Genomic DNA, 19,343 nt, shown 5'->3' with positions numbered 1-19,343 from the left:
AACATGGCAACTCTCGAATTACGCAACGTCAACAAGACCTACGGCGCCGGATTGCCGGACACCCTGAAAAACATCGAACTGAAGATCGATGACGGTGAGTTCCTGATCCTCGTCGGCCCGTCGGGCTGCGGTAAATCCACGCTGATGAATTGCATCGCCGGTCTGGAAAACATCAGCGGCGGCGCCATCCTGGTGGACGACGCCGACATCAGCGGCATGAGCCCCAAAGATCGCGACATCGCCATGGTGTTCCAGTCCTACGCGCTGTACCCGACGATGAGCGTGCGCGACAACATCGCCTTCGGTTTGAAGATTCGCAAAATGCCGGCCGCTGAAATCGACGAAGAAGTCGCTCGCGTGGCCAAGCTGTTGCAGATCGAACATTTGCTCAGCCGCAAACCCGGCCAGCTCTCCGGTGGTCAGCAACAGCGCGTGGCGATGGGCCGTGCCCTGGCGCGGCGGCCGAAGATTTACCTGTTCGACGAACCACTGTCCAACCTCGACGCCAAGCTGCGCGTCGAGATGCGCACCGAAATGAAACTGATGCACCAGCGCCTGAAAACCACCACGGTCTACGTGACCCACGACCAGATCGAAGCCATGACCCTGGGCGACAAAGTGGCGGTGATGAAGGACGGGATCATCCAGCAGTTCGGCACGCCGAAAGACATCTACAACAACCCGGCCAACCTGTTCGTGGCGAGCTTCATCGGTTCGCCGCCGATGAACTTCATCCCCCTGCGTTTGCAGCGCAAGGACGGTCGTCTGGTGGCGCTGCTCGACAGCGGTCAGGCGCGCTGCGAATTGCCATTGGGCATGCAGGACGCCGGTCTTGAAGACCGCGAAGTGATCCTCGGCATGCGCCCGGAGCAGATCGTTTTGGCGGGCAGCGAGCCGAATGGTTTGCCGATCATTCGCGCCGAAGTCCAGGTCACCGAGCCAACCGGTCCCGACACCCTGGTGTTCGTCAATCTCAACGAAACCAAAGTCTGCTGCCGTCTGGCGCCGGACGTTGCACCGGCCGTGGGCGAGACCCTGACCCTGCAATTCGATCCATCGAAAGTGCTGTTGTTCGATGCCAAGACCGGGGAGCGCCTGGGGGTGGCCGGTCAGCCTAAAACCGAGAGCCACAACGCCAACGTCGCGCAATTCAAAGGCCGCTGAAGATCAAATGTGGGAATGGGATTGTGTGGGAGCGGGCTTGCCCGCGATGGCATCAACTCGGTTAGACGTTAAACCGAGTCGTCTGCATCGCAGGCAAGCCAGCTCCCACAAAAGCTCGCTCCCACAGGGGGATATGCGGCGGGTGGCCTGTCGCCCGTCGCAACCGATGTCACCGCGTTAAATAAAAACAGTTAATAACAATAAAACGAGGATGTAGGGATGAAGAAGAACAACAACGCTCAGCTTATCTGCCAGTTGTCAGCGATTGCGGCAATGACATTGGCCGGTAGTGTGCACGCGGCTGACGCGTTCAGCGCCGATTCCGAATGGATGACCGGTGATTGGGGGGGCGAGCGGACCAGGCTGATCGAGCAGGGTATCGACATCAAGATGGACTACGTCGGTGAAGTGGGTGGCAACCTCCACGGCGGCTACAACAACGACAAGACTGCGCGTTACGCCGACCAGTTTGGTCTGGGCGTGGCGCTGGACCTGCAAAAACTGTGGGGCTGGGATAACACCCAGGCCAAGATCCAGCTCACTAACCGTAACGGTGAGAACATCTCCAATGACCGTGTCGGCGACCCGCGTGCCGGCACCTTGAGTTCGTCCCAGGAAGTCTACGGCCGTGGCCATATGGTCCGTCTGACCCAATTGTGGATCAAGCACCAGTTCCTCGACGGTAAACTGGACGTCAAGGCCGGTTACTTCGGCGAAGGCGAGGACTTCAACACCTTCCCTTGCGAGTTCCAGAACCTGGCGTTCTGCGGTTCCCAAGTGGGTAACTGGGCCACCAACATCTGGTACAACTGGCCGGTCATGCAGGCTGCGGTCCGCGTGAAGTACAACATTTCGCCTGAGTTCTATGCGCAGATCGGCGCGTACAACCAGAACCCGTCGCAACTGGAGCACGGTAACGGCTTCAAGCTCAGCGGCAGTGGTACCAAAGGCACCGTCTTGCCGGTCGAACTGGTCTGGTTGCCTAACCCTGGCAACCTGCCGGGCGAATACCGTGTTGGTTACTACAAAAGCACGGCCAATGCCGATGACGTCCGCAAGGATGCCGACGGCAATGATGCAGCAACCAGCGGTAATGCCTATCGCAGCCACGATAGCAAGCACGGTTACTGGTTCGTGGCGCAGCAACAACTCACCAGCCACAACGGTGACGCGTCCCGCGGTCTGAACATCGCAGCCAACGCCACTTTCCACGACAAGGACACCAACTTCGTCGACAACTACCAGTCGCTGATGTTTGTGTACAAGGGCCCGTTCGATGCGCGTCCAAAAGATGACATGGGGATCGGTTTTGCCCGTATCCATGTCAACGATGACGTGAAGAAAAACGCCGAGCTGGTCAACGCCTCCAATGGTGTTACCGAGTACGAGGATCCACTGTTCTCGCCGCTGCGTAGCACCGAGTACAACTACGAGGTCAACTACGGCTTCCACGTTACCAACTGGCTGACCGTGCGCCCTAACCTGCAATACATCACTCACCCGGGTGGTGTTGATGAAGTCGACGACGCGCTGGTCGCTGGCCTGAAAATTCAGTCGGTGTTCTAACGTTGTTGCGATAAGCTCCTCTCTATGTGCGCATTTTTGCGGACAGCCCAGGCTGTCCGCTTTTTTTTGGGGGCGGCGCACCCCGGGTGATTTTCAGGACCGTGGCACATGCATGAGCATCCGCTACAACGCTTCTTCAAATCCTTGCGCGAACGTCCGGTGTTCGCGTGGGAGCGCTATCAGAAGCGCGACGTGCTGGTGATCGACCATCCGCTGTGTCAGGCGGTGTTCAGTCGGCAGGGTGCGCAGTTGCTGCACTTCCAGCCAAAGGGCCAGAAACCCTGGCTCTGGTGCGCGGCGAAGTGGCCGCAGGTCGGTGCGATTCGTGGTGGCGTTCCGGTGTGCTGGCCGTGGTATGGCCGTCATCCGCGCGAAAACGCCTGGCCGTCCCATGGCTGGGCACGGTTGATCGACTGGAAGCTGCTGGACAGCAGCACTGATGACGATGGCGTGCGCTTGCACTGGCAACTTCAGTTGTGCGACTGGCAAGTGGACCTGCACGCGCACTTGGGCGAACGCATGGATTTGCGCCTGAGTACCGAGCATCAGGACAGCCTGCCGTGCCAATTGAGTCAGGCGTTGCATGCGTATTGGCGTATTGGCGATGTCGGTGAGGTAGCGCTGTCTGGGCTCGACGGAGCTCAGGGTTACGACCAGTTGAACCGGCAGATTTGTCATCAGGAAGGCGAATTGCGGGTGGAGGGTGGCTGTCAGCGGGTGTTCCAGCATGACGGCGAATTACAGCTCAAGGACCACGCCTGGCAGCGCGAGTTGTGCATCGATACCGGTGACCATGCGGACACGGTGGTTTGGCATCCGGGCTCACGGCCGTTGCTGGGGGTGAGCTGGAATGAGATTTCGGAGTTTGTGTGTGTTGAAGCCGCGAGTGGCGGGACCGATAGCCTGAGCCTGGCACCGGGGGAGAGGGCGCATTTGAGTTTGCAGGCGCGGGTTGGGGTTTAGTCCAAGACCTGCGGTGCTGCGGCTGGCGCCATCGCGAGCAAGCTCGCTCCCACAGGGGAATGCATTCCAAATGTGGGAGCGAGCTTGCTCGCGATGAGGCCAGGCCAAGCAGTGGAGATGTTGGACTAGTTAAACTCATCCCCAATCGGATACCGACTGGCATTCAGACTTTCCTTGATCTTGCGCAAATGCGGCTGGAAATCCACGCCTCGGCGCAAGGTCATGCCGGTGGCGAGCACATCCAGCACGGTCAGCTGAATGATCCGCGACGTCATCGGCATATAGATGTCGGTGTCTTCCGGTAGCGGAATGTTCAGGCTTAAGGTGCTGGCCTTGGCCAGTGGCGAACCCTCGGCCGTCAGGCCCAGTACCGAAGCACCGTTTTCCCGGGCAATACGCGCCACTTCCACCAGTTCGCGGGTACGGCCGGTGTAGGAAATGATCACGAACAACTCGCCGGTGTGCGCCACCGACGCAATCATGCGCTGCATCAGCACGTCCGCGTGGGCGGTGACCGCCAGGTTGAAGCGGAAGAACTTGTGCTGCGCATCCAACGCCACCGGGGCCGAGGCGCCGAGGCCGAAGAAGTGGATCTGACGGGCCTGGATCAACAGATCGACGGCGCGGCTGATCAGGTTCGGGTCAAGCGCCTGCAAGGCACTGTCCAAAGAGGCGATGGCGCTGCCGAAAATCTTTTTGGTATACGCTTCCGGATTGTCGTCGGCCTCGACCGCACGGCTGACATACGCCGCGCCACTGGCCAGGCTCTGGGCCAATTGAAGCTTGAGTTCCGGGTAGCCGCTGACGCCGAACGAACGGCAGAAACGGTTGACCGTCGGCTCGCTGACCTTTGAGGCCTGGGCGAGGGCGGCGATGCTGAACCGGGTGGCCTGCTGTGGGTTGAGCAGGATCACTTCGGCGACTTTGCGTTCTGCCTTGTTCAGGTCTTCAAGGCGATTCTGGATCTGTTCCAGTAAATTTCGCACGCGGTCCATATGGTTTCCTTGGTTCGCCTACAAGAGTGCTCTGCGATGCAAACAAGCGTGTTGCTATGCAAATTGGGCCTTTGATGCGGCCCCAAACGGTGGCCTATCCTACTGATGGCTCCGACCGTCCACCACTCGGAATCTGTATTTTGCGAAAATGTTGTGGTTATTACTACATTTTCCCTTGAGTGATGCCTTGAAAAAAGGTATTTGTAGCTTAACTTGATAAAAGAACAAACATCATGCCTTCGATTACGGTTGAACCGTGCACCTTTGCCTTGTTCGGCGCCCTCGGCGATCTGGCACTGCGCAAGCTGTTTCCTGCCCTTTATCAGCTCGATGGCGCAGGCCTCTTGCACGAGGACACGCGAATTATCGCGCTGGCCCGTGAGCCTGGCAGCGAGCAGCAGCATTTGGCGTTCATCGCCTCCGAGCTGCGCCGCTACGTCGTCGCCAAAGAGCTGGACGAAGCCGTGGTCGAACGCTTTCTGGCCCGCCTGAGTTACCTGCACGTCGACTTCCTCAAGGCTGACGATTACGTCGCCCTGGCCGAAATGGCTGGCGGCGCCCAGCGGGTGATTGCCTACTTCGCGACACCGGCCGCCGTTTACGGAGCGATCTGCGAGAACCTGTCGAAGGTCGGCCTGACCGAGAACACCCGCGTGGTGCTGGAAAAACCCATTGGTTCGGACCTGGAATCCTCGCGCAAGGTTAACGACGCCGTGGCGCAGTTCTTCCCGGAGAACCGCACCTACCGCATCGACCACTACCTGGGCAAAGAAACCGTCCAGAACCTGATCGCCCTGCGTTTCGCCAACAGCCTGTTCGAAACCCAGTGGAACCAGAATTATATCTCCCACGTGGAAATCACCGTGGCCGAGAAAGTCGGGATCGAAGGTCGCTGGGGTTACTTCGACAAGGCCGGCCAGCTGCGGGACATGATCCAGAATCACCTGCTGCAACTGCTCTGCCTGATCGCCATGGACCCGCCGGCCGACCTGTCCGCCGACAGCATCCGTGACGAGAAAGTCAAAGTGCTCAAGGCGCTGGCGCCGATCAGCCCGGAAGGCCTGACCACTCAGGTCGTGCGCGGTCAGTACATCGCGGGTTACAGCGAAGGCAAATCGGTTCCCGGTTACCTGGAAGAGCCGAACTCCAACACCCAGAGCGACACCGAAACCTTCGTTGCGCTGCGTGCCGATATCCGCAACTGGCGTTGGGCCGGTGTGCCGTTTTACCTGCGTACCGGCAAGCGCATGCCGCAGAAGTTGTCGCAGATCGTCATCCACTTCAAGGAACCGTCCCACTACATCTTCGCTCCCGAGCAGCGCCTGCAAATCAGCAACAAGCTGATTATCCGCCTGCAACCGGACGAAGGCATTTCCTTGCGCGTGATGACCAAAGAACAAGGCCTGGACAAGGGCATGCAGCTGCGCAGCGGTCCGTTGCAGCTGAATTTTTCCGACACTTATCGCAGCGCACGAATTCCCGATGCCTACGAGCGGTTGTTGCTGGAAGTGATGCGCGGCAATCAGAACCTGTTTGTCCGTAAAGATGAAATCGAAGCCGCGTGGAAGTGGTGTGACCAGTTGATCGCCGGGTGGAAAAAATCCGGTGATGCGCCCAAGCCGTACGCGGCCGGGTCCTGGGGGCCGATGAGCTCCATTGCATTGATCACGCGGGATGGGAGGTCGTGGTATGGCGATATCTGAATTGAAACTGCCTCAGGGCGTCAGCGCCCATGAGTTCAAAAGCCCGGTGCTGCTGGCCGAAGGCCTGGCGCTGAATGTAGCCAAGCAACTGAGTGACGCGATCGACGCGCGCGGCACCGCGACCTTGGTGGTTTCCGGTGGACGCAGCCCGGTGGCGTTTTTCCAGCACCTGGCCAAGCAGACGCTGGACTGGTCCAAGGTTGTCGTCACCCTGGCCGACGAGCGCTGGGTGCCGGTAGAGCATGTCGACAGCAATGCCGGTCTGCTCAAGCGTTACCTGTTGCAAGGCCCGGCGGCCAAGGCTCAGTTCCTGAGTCTGTACAGCGCCACGGCCAACCTTGAACTGGCGGCCGAGCAGGCGGATCGCCTGCTCAAGGAATTACCGCCGATCGACGTGCTGATACTCGGCATGGGCGACGACGGACACACCGCCTCGCTGTTCCCCAACAGCCCGAACCTGGCCGATGCCTTGAAAGTCGACGGCAGCCGTCGCTGCTGGCCGATGCTGGCGCCGACCGTGCCGCATCAGCGCCTGACCATGAGCCGCGCGCTTCTGGCCTCGGCCAAGACCACCGTTCTATCGATTTCCGGTCAGTCCAAGCTGACCACCCTGAGTGCCGCATTGGCGGGTGACGATGTCGCCGCCATGCCGATTCGCGCGTTTCTGCAACCTACGTTAGAGATTTACTGGTGCCCATGAGCCAAGGAACAGCCGCTATGACAACCCCATCCCCGACCGTTTCCATGGCGGACAAAGTTGCCCTGATCGACAGCCTCTGCGCCAAGGCGCGGATTCTGCCGGTGATTACCATCGCTCGCGAGCAGGACATCCTGCCGCTGGCCGATGCCCTCGCGGCCGGTGGCCTGACAGCCCTGGAAGTGACCCTGCGTTCGCAGTTCGGCCTCAAGGCTATCCAGATTCTGCGCGAGCAACGCCCGGAACTGGTGACCGGTGCCGGTACTGTGCTGGATCGCAACATGCTGGCGGCTGCCGAAGCGGCCGGTTCGCAGTTCATCGTCACGCCGGGCATCACCCGTGACCTGCTGGAAGCCAGCGTCAACAGCCCGATTCCACTGTTGCCAGGCATCAGCAACGCCTCCGGCATCATGGAAGGCTACAGCCTGGGTTATCGCCGCTTCAAGTTGTTCCCTGCGGAAGTCAGCGGCGGCGTCGCGGCTATCAAAGCCCTTGGCGGCCCGTTTGGCGAAGTGAAATTCTGCCCGACTGGCGGCGTCAGCCCGGCCAACATCAAGAGCTACATGGCGTTGAAGAACGTGATGTGCGTGGGCGGTAGCTGGATGCTTGATCCCGAGTGGATCAAGAACGGCGACTGGGCCCGCATCCAGGAATGCACCGCCGAGGCACTGGCGCTGCTGGACTGATCGGCTTTTACCAAACACTTCGTTGTGTGTTCTACGGCTTTACGGTGCGCTTGGTCGGTGCACCGTTTTTTTTTGCCCGGTGAAAACCCTTTTGGCTGTCGACTCGCTCTTTGTAGCAGCTGCCGAGCCTGCGAGGCTGCGTTCGGCTGCGTAGCAGTCGTAAAACCAGAGATTGCGGTACGTCAGGCAGACCGCGTAAGCCGGATTCACGACTGCTACGCAGCCGAACGCAGCCTCGCAAGCTCGGCAGCTGCTACAGATCGACATCATGCGATACATAGTTACCGCATCTCGCTCCTCGGTCAGCGTTAACCTGCGTTCATCTTATGGAAGAGAGAACGTCATGGACGACAACACTCCGGTTTCACCCCAGCCAGCGGTTTACCTGCTTTCACCCGAACAGATCGCCGGTCCTTATTTCCGAAATCCGAAATTGATCAGAAGAAACATCAGCGAAGGCATGGACGGTATTCCCTTGGTGCTGAGGCTGACGATCGTCGATGCCATGACCGGTCAACCGGTGACTGACGCGTTGGTGGATATCTGGCATTGCAATGCACGCGGTGCGTATTCGGGCTGGAGCAAGGTCAATCCGGACAAGGAAGTCGACGTCGGCGACATAGGCTCGATCCCGCGCACCGACGACGACACTTACTTGCGTGGCGGGCAATTCACGGACAAGAACGGCATCGTGCGGTTTACCACGATCTATCCGGGGTTCTACGCCGGCCGTGCCCTGCACATTCATGTCGTGGTACGCATTATGGAAGGCAACAACTACCTGGAAGAGCGGCATGTTGCCTGGGTCGGTCAGCTCTACTTTCCCGAAGTGGCCTCGCGCTCGGTACTCAACGCCAGGGAGTACCGCGGTCGAGCCGTTTCGCCGCTGACCAACGATCAAGACTTTTTCTATGAAAACATGGGCGGCGAAGCTTCGACCTTGAACGTTCACACCCTGAGTCGAGACTCGAATAAAGACGGCTACTTCGGGCACACGACCATCGGCATCGACACATTCGCGGTGTCGACGCAGATCAAGCCCGAGGACTTCGACAAACACACCGTGTGACGTCAGCGCAGTTCGGTCAACGCCCGGGCCAGTAGATCCATGTCTGCACCCGTGGTGGTAAGCCCCGGGGTTATGCGAATGCACGGACCACTTGCGGCACCACTGCGCGCAACGGTAAACAGGTTGTAGTCCTTGAGCAGCCGCTCGACCATCGCCTGTTGATCGGCATGCCGGGTAAAGCGCATCGAAGTGATGCCGCAATACAGTCGCGGGTCGTCCGGGGTCATGACTTCGATCCCCGGCAACTCGCGTACCGCGCTCACCCAGCGGTTGCGCAGGTAATTGAGCCGAGCGCCCTTGGCGGCGGAACCGCCCATGGCCCGATGTTCCTCGAACACCAGCGGCAGGGTCAGCAGCGCCGGGATGTTGGGCGTGCTGTACGGCGTGCGGGCGCGAATGTCGGTGACCGGGAAATGCATCTCGCCCATGTCCGGGTCGATGTCGGCCAGGCGTTCGGGGGCGATGTAAATGAAGCCCAGAGTCAGCGGTGCACCGATCCATTTGTGCAGATTGTAGCCAGCAAAGGCGATGCCCAGTTTATCGAGATTGAACTCGAGCTGGCCGAGCGCATGGGCGCCGTCGAGGATCACGTCGATGCCATGTTCTCTGGCTGCTGCGGCAATGGCCTGCACCGGCATCACCAACCCGGAGCGATGGGTGACGTGGGTCAGCGCCATCAGTTTGAGTCGCGGATAACGCACGAAGGCTTCGCGGTAAGTGGCCAGCAAACTGTCGAAACTGGCGGGGTGCGAGTGTTCGATCTCGATCACTTCGACACCGCGATGACGTGCCAGCCAGCGCATGGCACCTTTGACCGTGTCGTATTCCAGATCACACATCAGCACCTGATCGCCCGGCGTCAGACGGTTGTAGTTGCGGATCAGCGATTGCAGACCGTCCGAAGCGTTGCGGGTGAGGGCGACAGTGTCGGCGGCTACGCCCATCAGCTCGGCGAGCTGTTTGCGAATCTCCAGGCTTTCGCCCTGTTCGAAGCGTTGCCGCACGTGCACCGAGTTGCTGCGGTTGATCAGTTCGATGTTGCGCTGATACTCCTCGACCACCGTGCGTGACATGCGCCCGAAGTATCCGTTTTCGAGGTTGACCGGGCCGGGTTCAACCGCGTATCGGTCGGCAAAGGTGTGCCAGAAGGCTTCATCACGGGCGCGGCGGGTGTTATCGGGCATGGACTACTCGGTCTGGAGAGAATCAGTGGCGCGGGGCAGGTTTGCCATGTTTGGCGCGCAGGGGTTCGAGCAGCTCCGACAGGCCGTTGTGATCGATTTCCTGCATCAAGGCCAACAAGCCGCCGAGTTCGCCGTGGGGGAAACCTTCCCGAGCGAACCAGTTCAGGTATTGGCCGGGGAGGTCGGCAATGATCCGGCCCTTGTATTTGCCGAAGGGCATTTCACGGGTAATCAACAGTTCGAGCTTTTCAGGGTTCATCAATCAGTCGTCTTGATTCAAACAGTCTGGAAAATACAGGCATTCTGCATGCAGGCCAAATGACAGATCATGCAAATAAAGCGGATACAGATTTCGGGTTAAACCATAAGTAATTGAAATATAAGAAATAACTTATCAATTCAAAGCTGGCATGCAGGATGCAACACCTATTGCATCTTTCATCAACCCGCGAGGAATTGAAAATGACCGACATGAATAAAGAAGCCATCTCTGTACTCAACGACCTGATTGAAACCAGTAAAGACGGTCAGGAAGGGTTCAAGACGTGCGCTGAAGACATCAAACACCCGGAACTCAAAGCCATTTTCGTACAGCGCTCGGCTGACTGCGCCAAGGCTGCTTCTGAATTGCAGACCGCTGTACGTTCCATGGGTGGCGATCCGGAAACCTCCACCAGTGTCAGCGGTGACCTGCACCGCCGTTGGGTCGACGTCAAAGCGATGTTCACCGGCAAGGATGAAGAGGCCGTGCTGAACGAAGCCGAACGGGGTGAAGACCATGCACTGAAGGCTTACAAAGAAGCCATCGAAAAAATCAACAAATACAACCTGGTGGGCATTCGCGACCTGGTTGAGCGTCAGTACCACGGCGTGCAACGCAACCACGATCAGGTAAAAGCCCTGCGTAACCAGGCGCGCGCACGCTCGTAAGCGTTCGTTGTCTGTCAAAAACGCCAGCCAGTCTGGCGTTTTTTTGTGTCCGGGAATTAGCACTGAAATCGGCGCTTGTAGGAGCTGCCGAAGGCTGCGATCTTTTGACGGTATAGAGGTCGCCGGACAGCAAGATCAAAAGATCAAAAGATCGCAGCCTTCGGCAGCTCCTACCGTTAAATCGTCTTTCCAAGAGTCCATTACGTGCCTATCACCCTGCAGGCTTTGTTTGCACCTGACCGCCGCGCCTTACAGTTCGCAATCAAGACCTTGATCGGTGGCGGCCTGGCGCTGTGGCTGGCATTGCGCTGGGGTCTGGAGCAACCGGCCTGGGCGTTGATGACCGCGTTCATCGTCGCCCAGCCCTTGTCGGGGATGGTGGTGCAGAAGGGCTTGGCGCGGTTGTTGGGGACTCTGGTCGGGACGATCATGTCAGTGGTGTTCATGGGGTTGTTTGCCCAGACGCCCTGGTTGTTTTTGTTGGCCTTGGCGTTGTGGCTGGGGTTGTGTACGGCGAGTTCGACCTTGCTGCGCAGCGCCTGGTCCTATTCGTTCGTGCTGGCGGGTTATACGGTGGCGATCATCGCGTTGCCGGCCATTACTCATCCGCTGACGGTGTTCGATCAAGCCGTGGCTCGCTGCACGGAAATCTGCTTGGGCATTCTTTGCGCCACCGCTGCCAGTGCGCTGCTCTGGCCGATGCGGGTCGAACGGCAACTGGCGGATCAGGCGCGGGCAGCGTGGCAAAGCGGTATGAACGCCGCGCGTGCGACCCTGGCCGGTGATGGTCAGGCGCGTAAAGGCTTGCTGGAAATCCTCGGGAGAATCGTCGCCGTCGATGCCCAGCGCGAGCATGCCTGGTTTGAAGGAAGCCTGGGGCGGCAACGAGCACGCGGGATCAGCGGCTTGAGCCAAAAGCTGTTGATGCTGCTGCGCATCGCCCGTTCGGCGCGTCGTCAGTGGAAGCAATTGGAACCCCAGGAAGCCGAGCAACTGTTGCCCTGGATGACCGAGGTTCAAGAGGCGCTCAACAGCTCGAATACCGCGACCCTGCAAGCGCTGCGTCCAAGCTTGCTCGACGCTTCCCACGACCTGCACATCAGCTCCGCACAGAGTTACTGCCTGGCCCGTTTCACCTTGTTGCTCGATACCGCCATGGCGGCCAGCGCCGCGTTGAACGCCGTTGAGGAGGGCAAGGAAACGGTCGATCCACCGAGAACCCTAACCCCGCACCGCGATCTGTCATTGGCGCTGATGTTCGGTGCCCGAAGTGCGTTGGCGTTTCTGGTGGTCTCGTGCTTCTGGTTGGCGACCGCTTGGCCCGCCGCCTCCGGCGCGCTGCTGTTGACGTGCGTGGTATGTAGTCTGTTTGCCAGCCGCGAGAATGGCGCTCAAATCGGCATGAGTTTTATGCGCGGGATCTTCCTGGCGATTCCGGCCGCGTTTATCGTCGGGCAGATTCTGCTGCCGCAATGGAGTGGTTTTGCGTTGCTGTGCATGGGCATGGGCGTGCCGTTGTTCCTAGGCGCGCTGGGCATGGCCAAACCGCAGATCGGCGCCACGGCCACCTCATTTTGTCTGCACTTCATCGTGCTGGTCTCGCCGCTCAATGTGATGAAATTTGATGTCGCGACGTTCTTCAACAGCGCTCAATCCATCGTGGTCGGTGTTGGCGCCGCTGTGCTGGCGTTCCATTTGTTGATCCTGCGCAATCCGACATGGCATGGCCGACGTTTGCTGGCGGCAACCCTCGACGATCTGGTGCGCCTGACCCGGCGCAATCTGCGCGGTGCCGAAAGCTGGTTTGGCGGGCGCATGGCCGACCGCTTGCTGCAATTGGCGCGACACTACCCCGAGTTGCCGGAACCGGCGCGTAGTCGCTGGGACGATGGCTTGCTCGGCCTGGACATCGGCGACGAATTGCTGCATTTGCGTTTGAGTCTGGCGGTGGCGCAGGTGCCGGTCAGTGCGCCTCAACGGCGTTATCTCGAACAGCTGGAAAAAATCCTCGAGCAAGGCCCGGCCGGCAGTCGCGCCGAGGTGTTGGCGCAGCCAAGCGAAGAATTCTTGAAGACCTTGTACGCATTGCCCCCCAGCGATGCAGTGAAACTGGCCCAAGGTGCGGTGCTGCAATTGCAAAGCAGCTGGCGCGCCTGGTGCCGTCAACAGGAGCAAAGCCATGGGCTTGCGTGAGTGGTCGGTGGGTGGCGTGCTGCTCAGTCCGTTTCTGATTTATGTGCTGCTGGCGCTGCTCGTCACTGGAGCCTTGCGCATGCTCTTGCGCCTGACGCCGGTGGGCCGCTGGATCTGGCACGAAGCATTGTTTGATTGCGCCTTGTACGTCTGTGTATTGACCTTGATCACCGTCGTCCTCGGACCTTTATAAGGAGTTGAAAATGCGTACACCGATACGTGTCGCGGTGACCTTGTGCCTGGTGGCGGCGGCGATTTTTGCCGGCTTCCATTTGTGGCAGTACTACATGCTCACGCCTTGGACTCGGGATGCGCGGATCCGCGCCGACGTGGTGGTGATCGCGCCGGACGTCTCGGGTTGGGTGCGTGAGCTCAAGGCTTTTGATAACCAGCAGGTCAAGGCCGGCGATTTATTGCTGAGCATTGATCGCGACCGTTTCGAAGCGGCGTTGGAGAAAGCCCAGGCGGTGGTGCAGACCCGTCAGCAGCAACTCAATCTGCGCGAGCGCGAAGCCAGTCGCCGCGCTGCCCTCGGGCCGCAGGCAATCAGTGACGAGCTACGCGAGAACGCGCAAATCAACGCCGGCATCGCCCGTGGCGAACTGCGCGAAGCCCAGGCGGAAGCCAAGGTTGCGGAACTCAACCTCGCCCGTAGTCAGGTCCATGCGCCGCGCAACGGTCACATCACCAACCTGCGTCTGGCTGAAGGGAACTACGTGAATGCCGGGCAATCGGTGATGGCGTTGATCGACGATTCGACTTTCTATGTGCAGGCGTATTTCGAAGAAACCAAGCTGCCACGGATTCGTGTTGGCGATCCGGTGAAGGTCTGGTTGATGAGTGCGGGGGAGGCGTTGCAGGGGCATGTGGAAAGCATCAGTCGCGGGATTACCGATCGCAATACCACGCCGGATGGGCAGTTGCTGGCAGAGGTCGAGCCGACGTTTAACTGGGTGAGGCTGGCTCAGCGGATTCCGGTACGGATCAAGATTGATAAGTTGCCGGAAGGGATGAATTTGAGCTCGGGGATGACGGCGAGTGTGCAGGTGCAGGAAGGACCGTAAGATCAAAAGATCGCAGCCTCGTTTCACTCGACAGCTCCTACAGGTATATGGCAAACCCTGTAGGAGCTGTCGAGTGAAACGAGGCTGCGATCTTTTGAGGCAATCAGCCGATGCTGATTGCCGGCAGCTTAGGCAACGTCACCGTCTGCTGCTTACGCGGCGCCAGAATCTCCGCCTCGCCATCCACTACCAATTCATCGCGCTGGTTAAACACGCGAGTGGCAATCCGCACACGAAACTTCGGCAGCTTCTCGAGAATCTCCAGACGCACGGTCAGCGTGTCGCCAATTTTCACCGGCTTCTGAAAGCTCATTTGCTGACCGATATAAATAGTCCCCGGCCCAGGCAACTCGCAGGCAACGGCAGCGCTGATCAGCGCACCGCTGAACATGCCGTGAGCAATGCGCTCCTTGAACATGGTGCCGGCGGCGAATTCAGCGTCCAGGTGCACCGGGTTGTGATCGCCGGACATCTCGGCGAACAACTGAATGTCGCGCTCTTCGACCGTCTTGCTGTAGCTGGCGGTCTGGCCGACTTCAAGGGCCTCGTAAGGGGTGTTGGTAACCTGGGTCATCTGTTTCAATTCCTGTCACGAATAAAATAAATTCAAAAAAACTATTCCGATCTGGGTGGCCGACGGTGGCTCAGCGCCTGGGCGATCCAGCTCAACACGTCATTGATCACTTCATCGCGGTTGCTCTCGTTGAACAGTTCATGCCGTGCCTGCGGGTAAATAGTCAGTTGCAGGCTCTGGCTGCCGGCAGCGCGCAGCGCATGGGCCAGATCTTTCAGACGCTTGCCTTCGCTCACCGGATCACATTCACCGCCGATGACCAGCAACGGCAGGCCCGGATCAATCTGAGCGAGATTGGACGCTTTGCTGATTTGCTGCAACCCACCGAGCAAATCGATCCACAGTTGATTGGTGCAGCGAAAGCCGCAGAGCGGGTCGTTGGCGTACAGGTCGACCTGGGCCGGGTCGCGGCTGAGCCAGTCGAACCGCGTGCGCGCCGGTTTGAATTGCTTGTTGAACGAACCGAACGACAGCCATTCGATCAGCGCGCTGCGACCCTTCGGGCCCTGGCGCAAACGTTCTAACCGCGCAATCTGCCGCGCCGCGCGATAGAGCGCCACCGGTTGGAAGTTCGAACCGCTGAGAACGGCCCCGTGCAGGCTGGCGCTGTGGTGCAGCAGATAGGCCTGGGCGATGTAGCTGCCCATGCTGTGACCGAGCAGCACAATCGGCACTCCCGGATGTTGTTGGCCGATGTGCTGGTTGAGGCTCGCCAGGTCGCCGACCACCTTGCACCAACCGTCATCGTCGCCGAAATGGCCGAGTGTCCCGTTTTCGGCAGTTTTGCCATGTCCACGCAGGTCCGGCGCATACACACCGTAGCCCTGATCACAGAGTTTTTCCGCCAGACGCGCGTAGCGGCCACTGTGTTCCGCCATGCCGTGGGCCAGCAGGATCACTGCTTTTAAAGGCGCGGCGGGCAGCCACTGGTTGACGAAGAGGCGGCTGCGGTCGCTCGCGGTCAGCCAGAAAGTGTCGTGGATCATGGCGGTTCCTTTGCGTAGGGCTGCATGTGGCATGGGCGTCGTTGCATTGTATAGCGCATCCAAAGCGTGCCGTCTGATCAGGCCACGCCACGGCAGCAAGATTCACACGATCAATGTCGACCGTGCGCATATTTGCCTGATTCGCCATAGCTGCTAGTGTCCGTGAAGCCCCGCTTTTTAGCTCTTTGTTTTGAAGAAGGACAGAAAAGCGGCCCCGGATAGGTTCAGGTAAAGAGGACAAGAACAATGCAACCTGATTTCTGGAATGACAAACGCCCGGCCGGCGTGCCCCTGGACATCGATCAAGGGGCCTATAAGTCGGTGATCGAAGTGTTCGAGCGTTCCTGCAAGAAATTTGCTGACCGCCCGGCATTCAGCAACATGGGCGTCACCCTGACCTACGCCGAACTGGAACGCTACAGCGCAGCGTTCGCCGGTTACCTGCAAGCCCACACCGACCTGGTGCCGGGGGATCGCATTGCGGTGCAGATGCCCAACGTCCTGCATTACCCGATTGCCGTGTTCGGTGCCTTGCGCGCCGGGCTGATCGTGGTCAACACCAACCCGCTGTACACCGCGCGAGAGATGCGTCATCAGTTCAAGGACTCCGGTGCCCGGGCGCTGGTCTACCTGAACATGTTCGGGCAGAAAGTCCAGGAAGTGCTGCCCGACACCGACATCCAGTACCTGATCGAAGCAAAAATGGGCGACCTGATGCCCGCCGCCAAGGGCTGGCTGGTCAATACCCTGGTGAGCAAGGTCAAGAAGATGGTCCCGGCGTATTCCTTGCCGCAGGCCACTTCCTTCAAGAGCGCGCTGCGTCTGGGCCGGGGCCTGGGCATCAAGCCGCTGAACGTCGGGCTCGACGACATCGCCGTGCTGCAATACACCGGCGGTACCACCGGCCTGGCCAAGGGCGCGATGCTGACCCACGGCAACCTGGTGGCCAACATGCAGCAAGTGCGGGCGTGCCTGGAGCAGTTCGGCAATGACGGCCAGCCGCTGTTGCGCGAAGGGCAAGAGGTCATGGTCGCGCCGCTGCCGCTGTACCACATCTATGCCTTCACCGCGAATTGCATGTGCATGATGGTTTCGGGCAACCACAACGTGCTGATCACCAATCCGCGGGACATCAAGGGCTTCATCAAGGAGCTGAAGAATTGGCGCTTCTCGGCGTTGCTGGGACTCAACACGCTGTTCGTCGCGCTGATGGACCACCCGGATTTCAAGACCCTGGATTTCTCCAGCCTCAAACTCACCAACTCCGGCGGTACTGCGCTGGTCAAGGCCACCGCCGAGCGCTGGGAACAGCTCACCGGTTGTCGCATCACCGAAGGTTACGGCCTGACCGAAACCTCGCCGGTGGCCTGCACCAACCCGTACGGCGACAAGTCGCGGCTCGGCACGGTAGGCCTGCCGGTGCCGGGCACCACGCTGAAGGTCATTAACGATGAAGGCGTCGAGCAGGCGCTGGGCGAGCGCGGCGAACTGTGCATCAAGGGCCCGCAGATCATGAAGGGCTACTGGCAGAAACCCGAAGCCACCGCCGAAGTGCTGGATGCCGAAGGCTGGTTCAAGTCTGGTGACATCGCGGTGATCGACCCGGACGGTTTTGTGCGCATCGTCGATCGCAAGAAAGACATGATCATCGTCTCGGGTTTCAACGTGTACCCGAACGAGATCGAAGACGTGGTGATGGCTCATCCGAAAGTCGCCAACTGTGCGGTGATCGGGGTGCCGGACGAGCGTTCGGGGGAGGCGGTGAAGCTGTTTGTGGTGGCCCGTGAAACGGGTGTCAGCCTTGAAGAGCTGAAGGCCTACTGCAAGGAAAACTTCACGGCGTACAAAGTGCCCAAGCACATCGTCTTGCGTGAGTCGTTACCGATGACGCCGGTGGGCAAGATCTTGCGGCGGGAGTTGCGTGATATCGCCTGATCGTTGAATGGCCGCGCTTCGCGCGGATCGCGAGCAGGCTCGCTCCCACAAGGTCATCGGTGATCCTGTGGGAGCGAGCCTGCTCGCGAATTTTTTTGGATAAGCCCCGGTTTTAAAGGCTTTCAGAGTCTTATAGGTTTTTTGCTCTAAAATGACTGCTTGCTATTCTTGAGTCATTAAAGTGACTGTAGAGGCGGCTTTTGGCTCTAGTCGCCCTCTGGCAAAGCTGCTACTCTCGGCGCGCTTTGTGACATCTCGGCCTCTATAAAAAGCCAGACTCACCAACAAATTAAATAAAAAACACACACCAATAATAATCGCATCAAATGCGGTGATGAATTCGCGTTGCTGAGGAGTGGGCTTCCATGATCGAAGACTTTTGGAAGGATAAGTACCCTGCCGGGATTGCTGCCGACATCAATCCAGACGAGTATCCGAATATTCAGGCGGTGTTGAAGCAGTCCTGCCAACGCTTTGCCGACAAACCGGCATTCAGCAACCTGGGCAAGACAATCACCTACGGTGAACTGTACGAATTGTCCGGTGCCTTTGCCGCTTACCTGCAACAGCATACCGACTTGCAGCCGGGCGATCGAATCGCCGTGCAGCTGCCCAACGTGTTGCAGTACCCGGTCGCCGTCTTCGGTGCCATCCGCGCCGGGCTGATCGTGGTCAATACCAACCCGCTGTACACCGCGCGGGAAATGGAATACCAATTCAACGACTCCGGTGCCAAAGCCCTGGTCTGCCTGGCCAACATGGCGCACCTGGCCCAGATCGTCGTGCCGAAAACCGGCGTCAAGCACGTGATCGTCACCGAAGTGGCCGACCTGCTGCCGCCGCTCAAGCGTCTGCTGGTCAACAGCGTCATCAAGTACGTGAAGAAGATGGTCCCGGCGTATCACTTGCCCAAGGCCATCAAGTTCAACGATGTCCTGAGCAAGGGGCACGGCCAGCCAGTGGCTGAAGCCAACCCGGCCAGCGGCGACGTTGCCGTGCTGCAATACACCGGCGGCACCACCGGCGTGGCCAAGGGCGCGATGCTGACCCACCGCAACCTGGTGGCGAACATGCTGCAGTGCAAGGCGTTGATGGGTTCTAACCTTCATGAAGGCTGCGAGATCCTGATCACGCCGCTGCCGCTGTACCACATCTATGCCTTCACCTTTCATTGCATGGCGATGATGCTGATCGGCAACCACAACATCCTGATCAGCAACCCGCGCGATTTGACGGCGATGGTCAAGGAACTGTCGAAGTGGAAGTTCAGCGGTTTTGTCGGTCTCAATACGTTGTTTGTGGCCCTGTGCAATAACGAAGGCTTCCGCAAGCTGGACTTCTCGGCGCTGAAAGTCACCCTGTCCGGTGGCATGGCCCTGCAACTGGCCGCGGCCGAGCGCTGGAAAGCGGTCACCGGTTGCGCCATCTGCGAAGGTTACGGCATGACCGAAACCAGCCCGGTGGCCACCGTGAACCCGATTCAGAACATCCAGATCGGCACCATCGGTATTCCGGTTCCGTCGACCCTGTGCAAAATCATCGACGATGCCGGCGTTGAACAGCCGTTAGGCGCAATCGGCGAGCTGTGTGTGAAAGGTCCGCAAGTCATGAAGGGCTACTGGCAGCGTCAGGAC

18 protein-coding genes are annotated in these 19,343 nt (G+C 59.2%); 13 read left to right on the top strand and 5 right to left on the bottom strand.

Annotation, left to right across the window (positions count from 1 at the left end; all coding sequences use genetic code 11):
- Nucleotides 1-3 precede the first annotated feature (3 nt).
- The 3 genes from WLY71_RS18200 to WLY71_RS18190 all read left to right on the top strand — a co-directional run bounded on the left by WLY71_RS18200 (nt 4) and on the right by WLY71_RS18190 (nt 3,693).
- Complete coding sequence (locus WLY71_RS18200; RefSeq protein WP_347804640.1) at nt 4-1,164, top strand: ABC transporter ATP-binding protein; 1,161 nt, start codon at nt 4-6, stop codon at nt 1,162-1,164.
- A 219-nt stretch (nt 1,165-1,383) separates the two neighbouring features.
- Nucleotides 1,384-2,730, top strand: coding sequence for a carbohydrate porin (locus WLY71_RS18195; RefSeq protein ID WP_347804639.1), 1,347 nt, complete (start codon nt 1,384-1,386; stop codon nt 2,728-2,730).
- A 108-nt stretch (nt 2,731-2,838) separates the two neighbouring features.
- Nucleotides 2,839-3,693, top strand: coding sequence for a D-hexose-6-phosphate mutarotase (locus WLY71_RS18190; protein WP_347804638.1), 855 nt, complete (start codon nt 2,839-2,841; stop codon nt 3,691-3,693).
- Between the two features lie 125 nt (nt 3,694-3,818).
- Here the strand turns inward: WLY71_RS18190 and WLY71_RS18185 are convergent, their stop codons facing one another.
- Nucleotides 3,819-4,679, bottom strand: coding sequence for a MurR/RpiR family transcriptional regulator (locus tag WLY71_RS18185; RefSeq protein WP_177318169.1), 861 nt, complete (start codon nt 4,677-4,679; stop codon nt 3,819-3,821).
- 242 nt (nt 4,680-4,921) lie between these two features.
- Between WLY71_RS18185 and zwf the strand changes: the two genes are divergently transcribed.
- The 4 genes from zwf (at nt 4,922) to WLY71_RS18165 (ending at nt 8,843) form a co-directional block, all read left to right on the top strand.
- Nucleotides 4,922-6,391, top strand: coding sequence for a glucose-6-phosphate dehydrogenase (gene zwf, locus WLY71_RS18180; protein WP_056741491.1), 1,470 nt, complete (start codon nt 4,922-4,924; stop codon nt 6,389-6,391).
- Entirely contained in the window at nt 6,378-7,091 is a 714-nt protein-coding gene (gene pgl, locus WLY71_RS18175) for a 6-phosphogluconolactonase (RefSeq protein ID WP_347804637.1), read from the top strand. The genes zwf and pgl overlap by 14 nt, the downstream gene beginning before the upstream one ends.
- Before the next feature lie 17 nt (nt 7,092-7,108).
- The gene (locus tag WLY71_RS18170; protein ID WP_347804636.1) at nt 7,109-7,774 is read left to right on the top strand and encodes a bifunctional 4-hydroxy-2-oxoglutarate aldolase/2-dehydro-3-deoxy-phosphogluconate aldolase; all 666 of its coding nucleotides are present in this window, start codon (nt 7,109-7,111) and stop codon (nt 7,772-7,774) included.
- Nucleotides 7,775-8,117: 343 nt separating this feature from the next.
- Complete coding sequence (locus WLY71_RS18165) at nt 8,118-8,843, top strand: intradiol ring-cleavage dioxygenase (RefSeq protein WP_347804635.1); 726 nt, start codon at nt 8,118-8,120, stop codon at nt 8,841-8,843.
- A 2-nt stretch (nt 8,844-8,845) separates the two neighbouring features.
- On the opposite strand, the gene WLY71_RS18160 is transcribed toward WLY71_RS18165, so the two are convergent.
- On the bottom strand, nt 8,846-10,027 hold the full coding sequence (locus WLY71_RS18160; protein ID WP_347804634.1) for an aminotransferase class V-fold PLP-dependent enzyme: 1,182 nt from the start codon (nt 10,025-10,027) through the stop codon (nt 8,846-8,848).
- Between the two features lie 22 nt (nt 10,028-10,049).
- Nucleotides 10,050-10,286: a DUF3820 family protein gene (locus WLY71_RS18155; RefSeq protein ID WP_007949456.1), complete on the bottom strand. Its 237-nt coding sequence runs from the start codon at nt 10,284-10,286 to the stop codon at nt 10,050-10,052.
- Between the two features lie 203 nt (nt 10,287-10,489).
- Here WLY71_RS18155 and WLY71_RS18150 point away from each other — a divergent pair, with 203 nt between their 5' ends.
- The 4 genes from WLY71_RS18150 (at nt 10,490) to WLY71_RS18135 (ending at nt 14,214) form a co-directional block, all read left to right on the top strand.
- A complete protein-coding gene (locus WLY71_RS18150) occupies nt 10,490-10,957 on the top strand; it encodes a ferritin-like domain-containing protein (protein WP_347804633.1) in 468 nt (155 codons plus the stop codon).
- Between the two features lie 204 nt (nt 10,958-11,161).
- Entirely contained in the window at nt 11,162-13,150 is a 1,989-nt protein-coding gene (locus tag WLY71_RS18145) for an FUSC family protein (protein WP_347804632.1), read from the top strand.
- Nucleotides 13,137-13,343, top strand: coding sequence for a DUF1656 domain-containing protein (locus tag WLY71_RS18140; protein WP_008151119.1), 207 nt, complete (start codon nt 13,137-13,139; stop codon nt 13,341-13,343). Before WLY71_RS18145 ends, WLY71_RS18140 begins: the two co-directional genes overlap by 14 nt.
- A gap of 10 nt (nt 13,344-13,353) precedes the next feature.
- Entirely contained in the window at nt 13,354-14,214 is an 861-nt protein-coding gene (locus WLY71_RS18135) for an efflux RND transporter periplasmic adaptor subunit (protein ID WP_347804631.1), read from the top strand.
- Nucleotides 14,215-14,317: 103 nt separating this feature from the next.
- On the opposite strand, the gene WLY71_RS18130 is transcribed toward WLY71_RS18135, so the two are convergent.
- Together WLY71_RS18130 and WLY71_RS18125 are read right to left on the bottom strand one after the other, a co-directional pair.
- Nucleotides 14,318-14,788, bottom strand: coding sequence for a MaoC family dehydratase (locus tag WLY71_RS18130; RefSeq protein ID WP_347804630.1), 471 nt, complete (start codon nt 14,786-14,788; stop codon nt 14,318-14,320).
- Nucleotides 14,789-14,829: 41 nt separating this feature from the next.
- Nucleotides 14,830-15,774 (bottom strand): alpha/beta hydrolase, encoded by a 945-nt coding sequence (locus WLY71_RS18125; protein WP_347804629.1) that lies wholly within the window; start codon nt 15,772-15,774, stop codon nt 14,830-14,832.
- A 246-nt stretch (nt 15,775-16,020) separates the two neighbouring features.
- Between WLY71_RS18125 and fadD2 the strand changes: the two genes are divergently transcribed.
- Together fadD2 and WLY71_RS18115 are read left to right on the top strand one after the other, a co-directional pair.
- Nucleotides 16,021-17,709, top strand: a complete 1,689-nt coding sequence (fadD2, locus tag WLY71_RS18120) for a long-chain-fatty-acid--CoA ligase FadD2 (protein WP_347804628.1) — start codon at nt 16,021-16,023, stop codon at nt 17,707-17,709.
- Between the two features lie 365 nt (nt 17,710-18,074).
- Nucleotides 18,075-19,343 (top strand): AMP-binding protein (locus WLY71_RS18115; protein WP_347804627.1); only part of this gene is annotated, 1,269 nt, incomplete at its 3' end.

Origin of the sequence: Pseudomonas rossensis, from assembly GCF_039888995.1 — a bacterium.
Classification (GTDB): domain Bacteria; phylum Pseudomonadota; class Gammaproteobacteria; order Pseudomonadales; family Pseudomonadaceae; genus Aquipseudomonas; species Aquipseudomonas rossensis.
This window is presented reverse-complemented; position numbering and strand designations above follow the sequence as displayed.

What these genes read in the sequence shown, in the direction of transcription:
- WLY71_RS18200 (WP_347804640.1), top strand. Translation starts at nt 4, where the DNA reads ATGGCAACTCTCGAATTACGCAACGTCAACAAGACCTACGGCGCCGGA.
- WLY71_RS18195 (WP_347804639.1), top strand. Translation starts at nt 1,384, where the DNA reads ATGAAGAAGAACAACAACGCTCAGCTTATCTGCCAGTTGTCAGCGATT.
- WLY71_RS18190 (WP_347804638.1), top strand. Translation starts at nt 2,839, where the DNA reads ATGCATGAGCATCCGCTACAACGCTTCTTCAAATCCTTGCGCGAACGT.
- zwf (WP_056741491.1), top strand. Translation starts at nt 4,922, where the DNA reads ATGCCTTCGATTACGGTTGAACCGTGCACCTTTGCCTTGTTCGGCGCC.
- pgl (WP_347804637.1), top strand. Translation starts at nt 6,378, where the DNA reads ATGGCGATATCTGAATTGAAACTGCCTCAGGGCGTCAGCGCCCATGAG.
- WLY71_RS18170 (WP_347804636.1), top strand. Translation starts at nt 7,109, where the DNA reads ATGACAACCCCATCCCCGACCGTTTCCATGGCGGACAAAGTTGCCCTG.
- WLY71_RS18165 (WP_347804635.1), top strand. Translation starts at nt 8,118, where the DNA reads ATGGACGACAACACTCCGGTTTCACCCCAGCCAGCGGTTTACCTGCTT.
- WLY71_RS18160 (WP_347804634.1), bottom strand. Translation starts at nt 10,027, where the DNA reads ATGCCCGATAACACCCGCCGCGCCCGTGATGAAGCCTTCTGGCACACC.
- WLY71_RS18155 (WP_007949456.1), bottom strand. Translation starts at nt 10,286, where the DNA reads ATGAACCCTGAAAAGCTCGAACTGTTGATTACCCGTGAAATGCCCTTC.
- WLY71_RS18150 (WP_347804633.1), top strand. Translation starts at nt 10,490, where the DNA reads ATGACCGACATGAATAAAGAAGCCATCTCTGTACTCAACGACCTGATT.
- WLY71_RS18140 (WP_008151119.1), top strand. Translation starts at nt 13,137, where the DNA reads ATGGGCTTGCGTGAGTGGTCGGTGGGTGGCGTGCTGCTCAGTCCGTTT.
- WLY71_RS18135 (WP_347804631.1), top strand. Translation starts at nt 13,354, where the DNA reads ATGCGTACACCGATACGTGTCGCGGTGACCTTGTGCCTGGTGGCGGCG.
- WLY71_RS18130 (WP_347804630.1), bottom strand. Translation starts at nt 14,788, where the DNA reads ATGACCCAGGTTACCAACACCCCTTACGAGGCCCTTGAAGTCGGCCAG.
- WLY71_RS18125 (WP_347804629.1), bottom strand. Translation starts at nt 15,774, where the DNA reads ATGATCCACGACACTTTCTGGCTGACCGCGAGCGACCGCAGCCGCCTC.
- fadD2 (WP_347804628.1), top strand. Translation starts at nt 16,021, where the DNA reads ATGCAACCTGATTTCTGGAATGACAAACGCCCGGCCGGCGTGCCCCTG.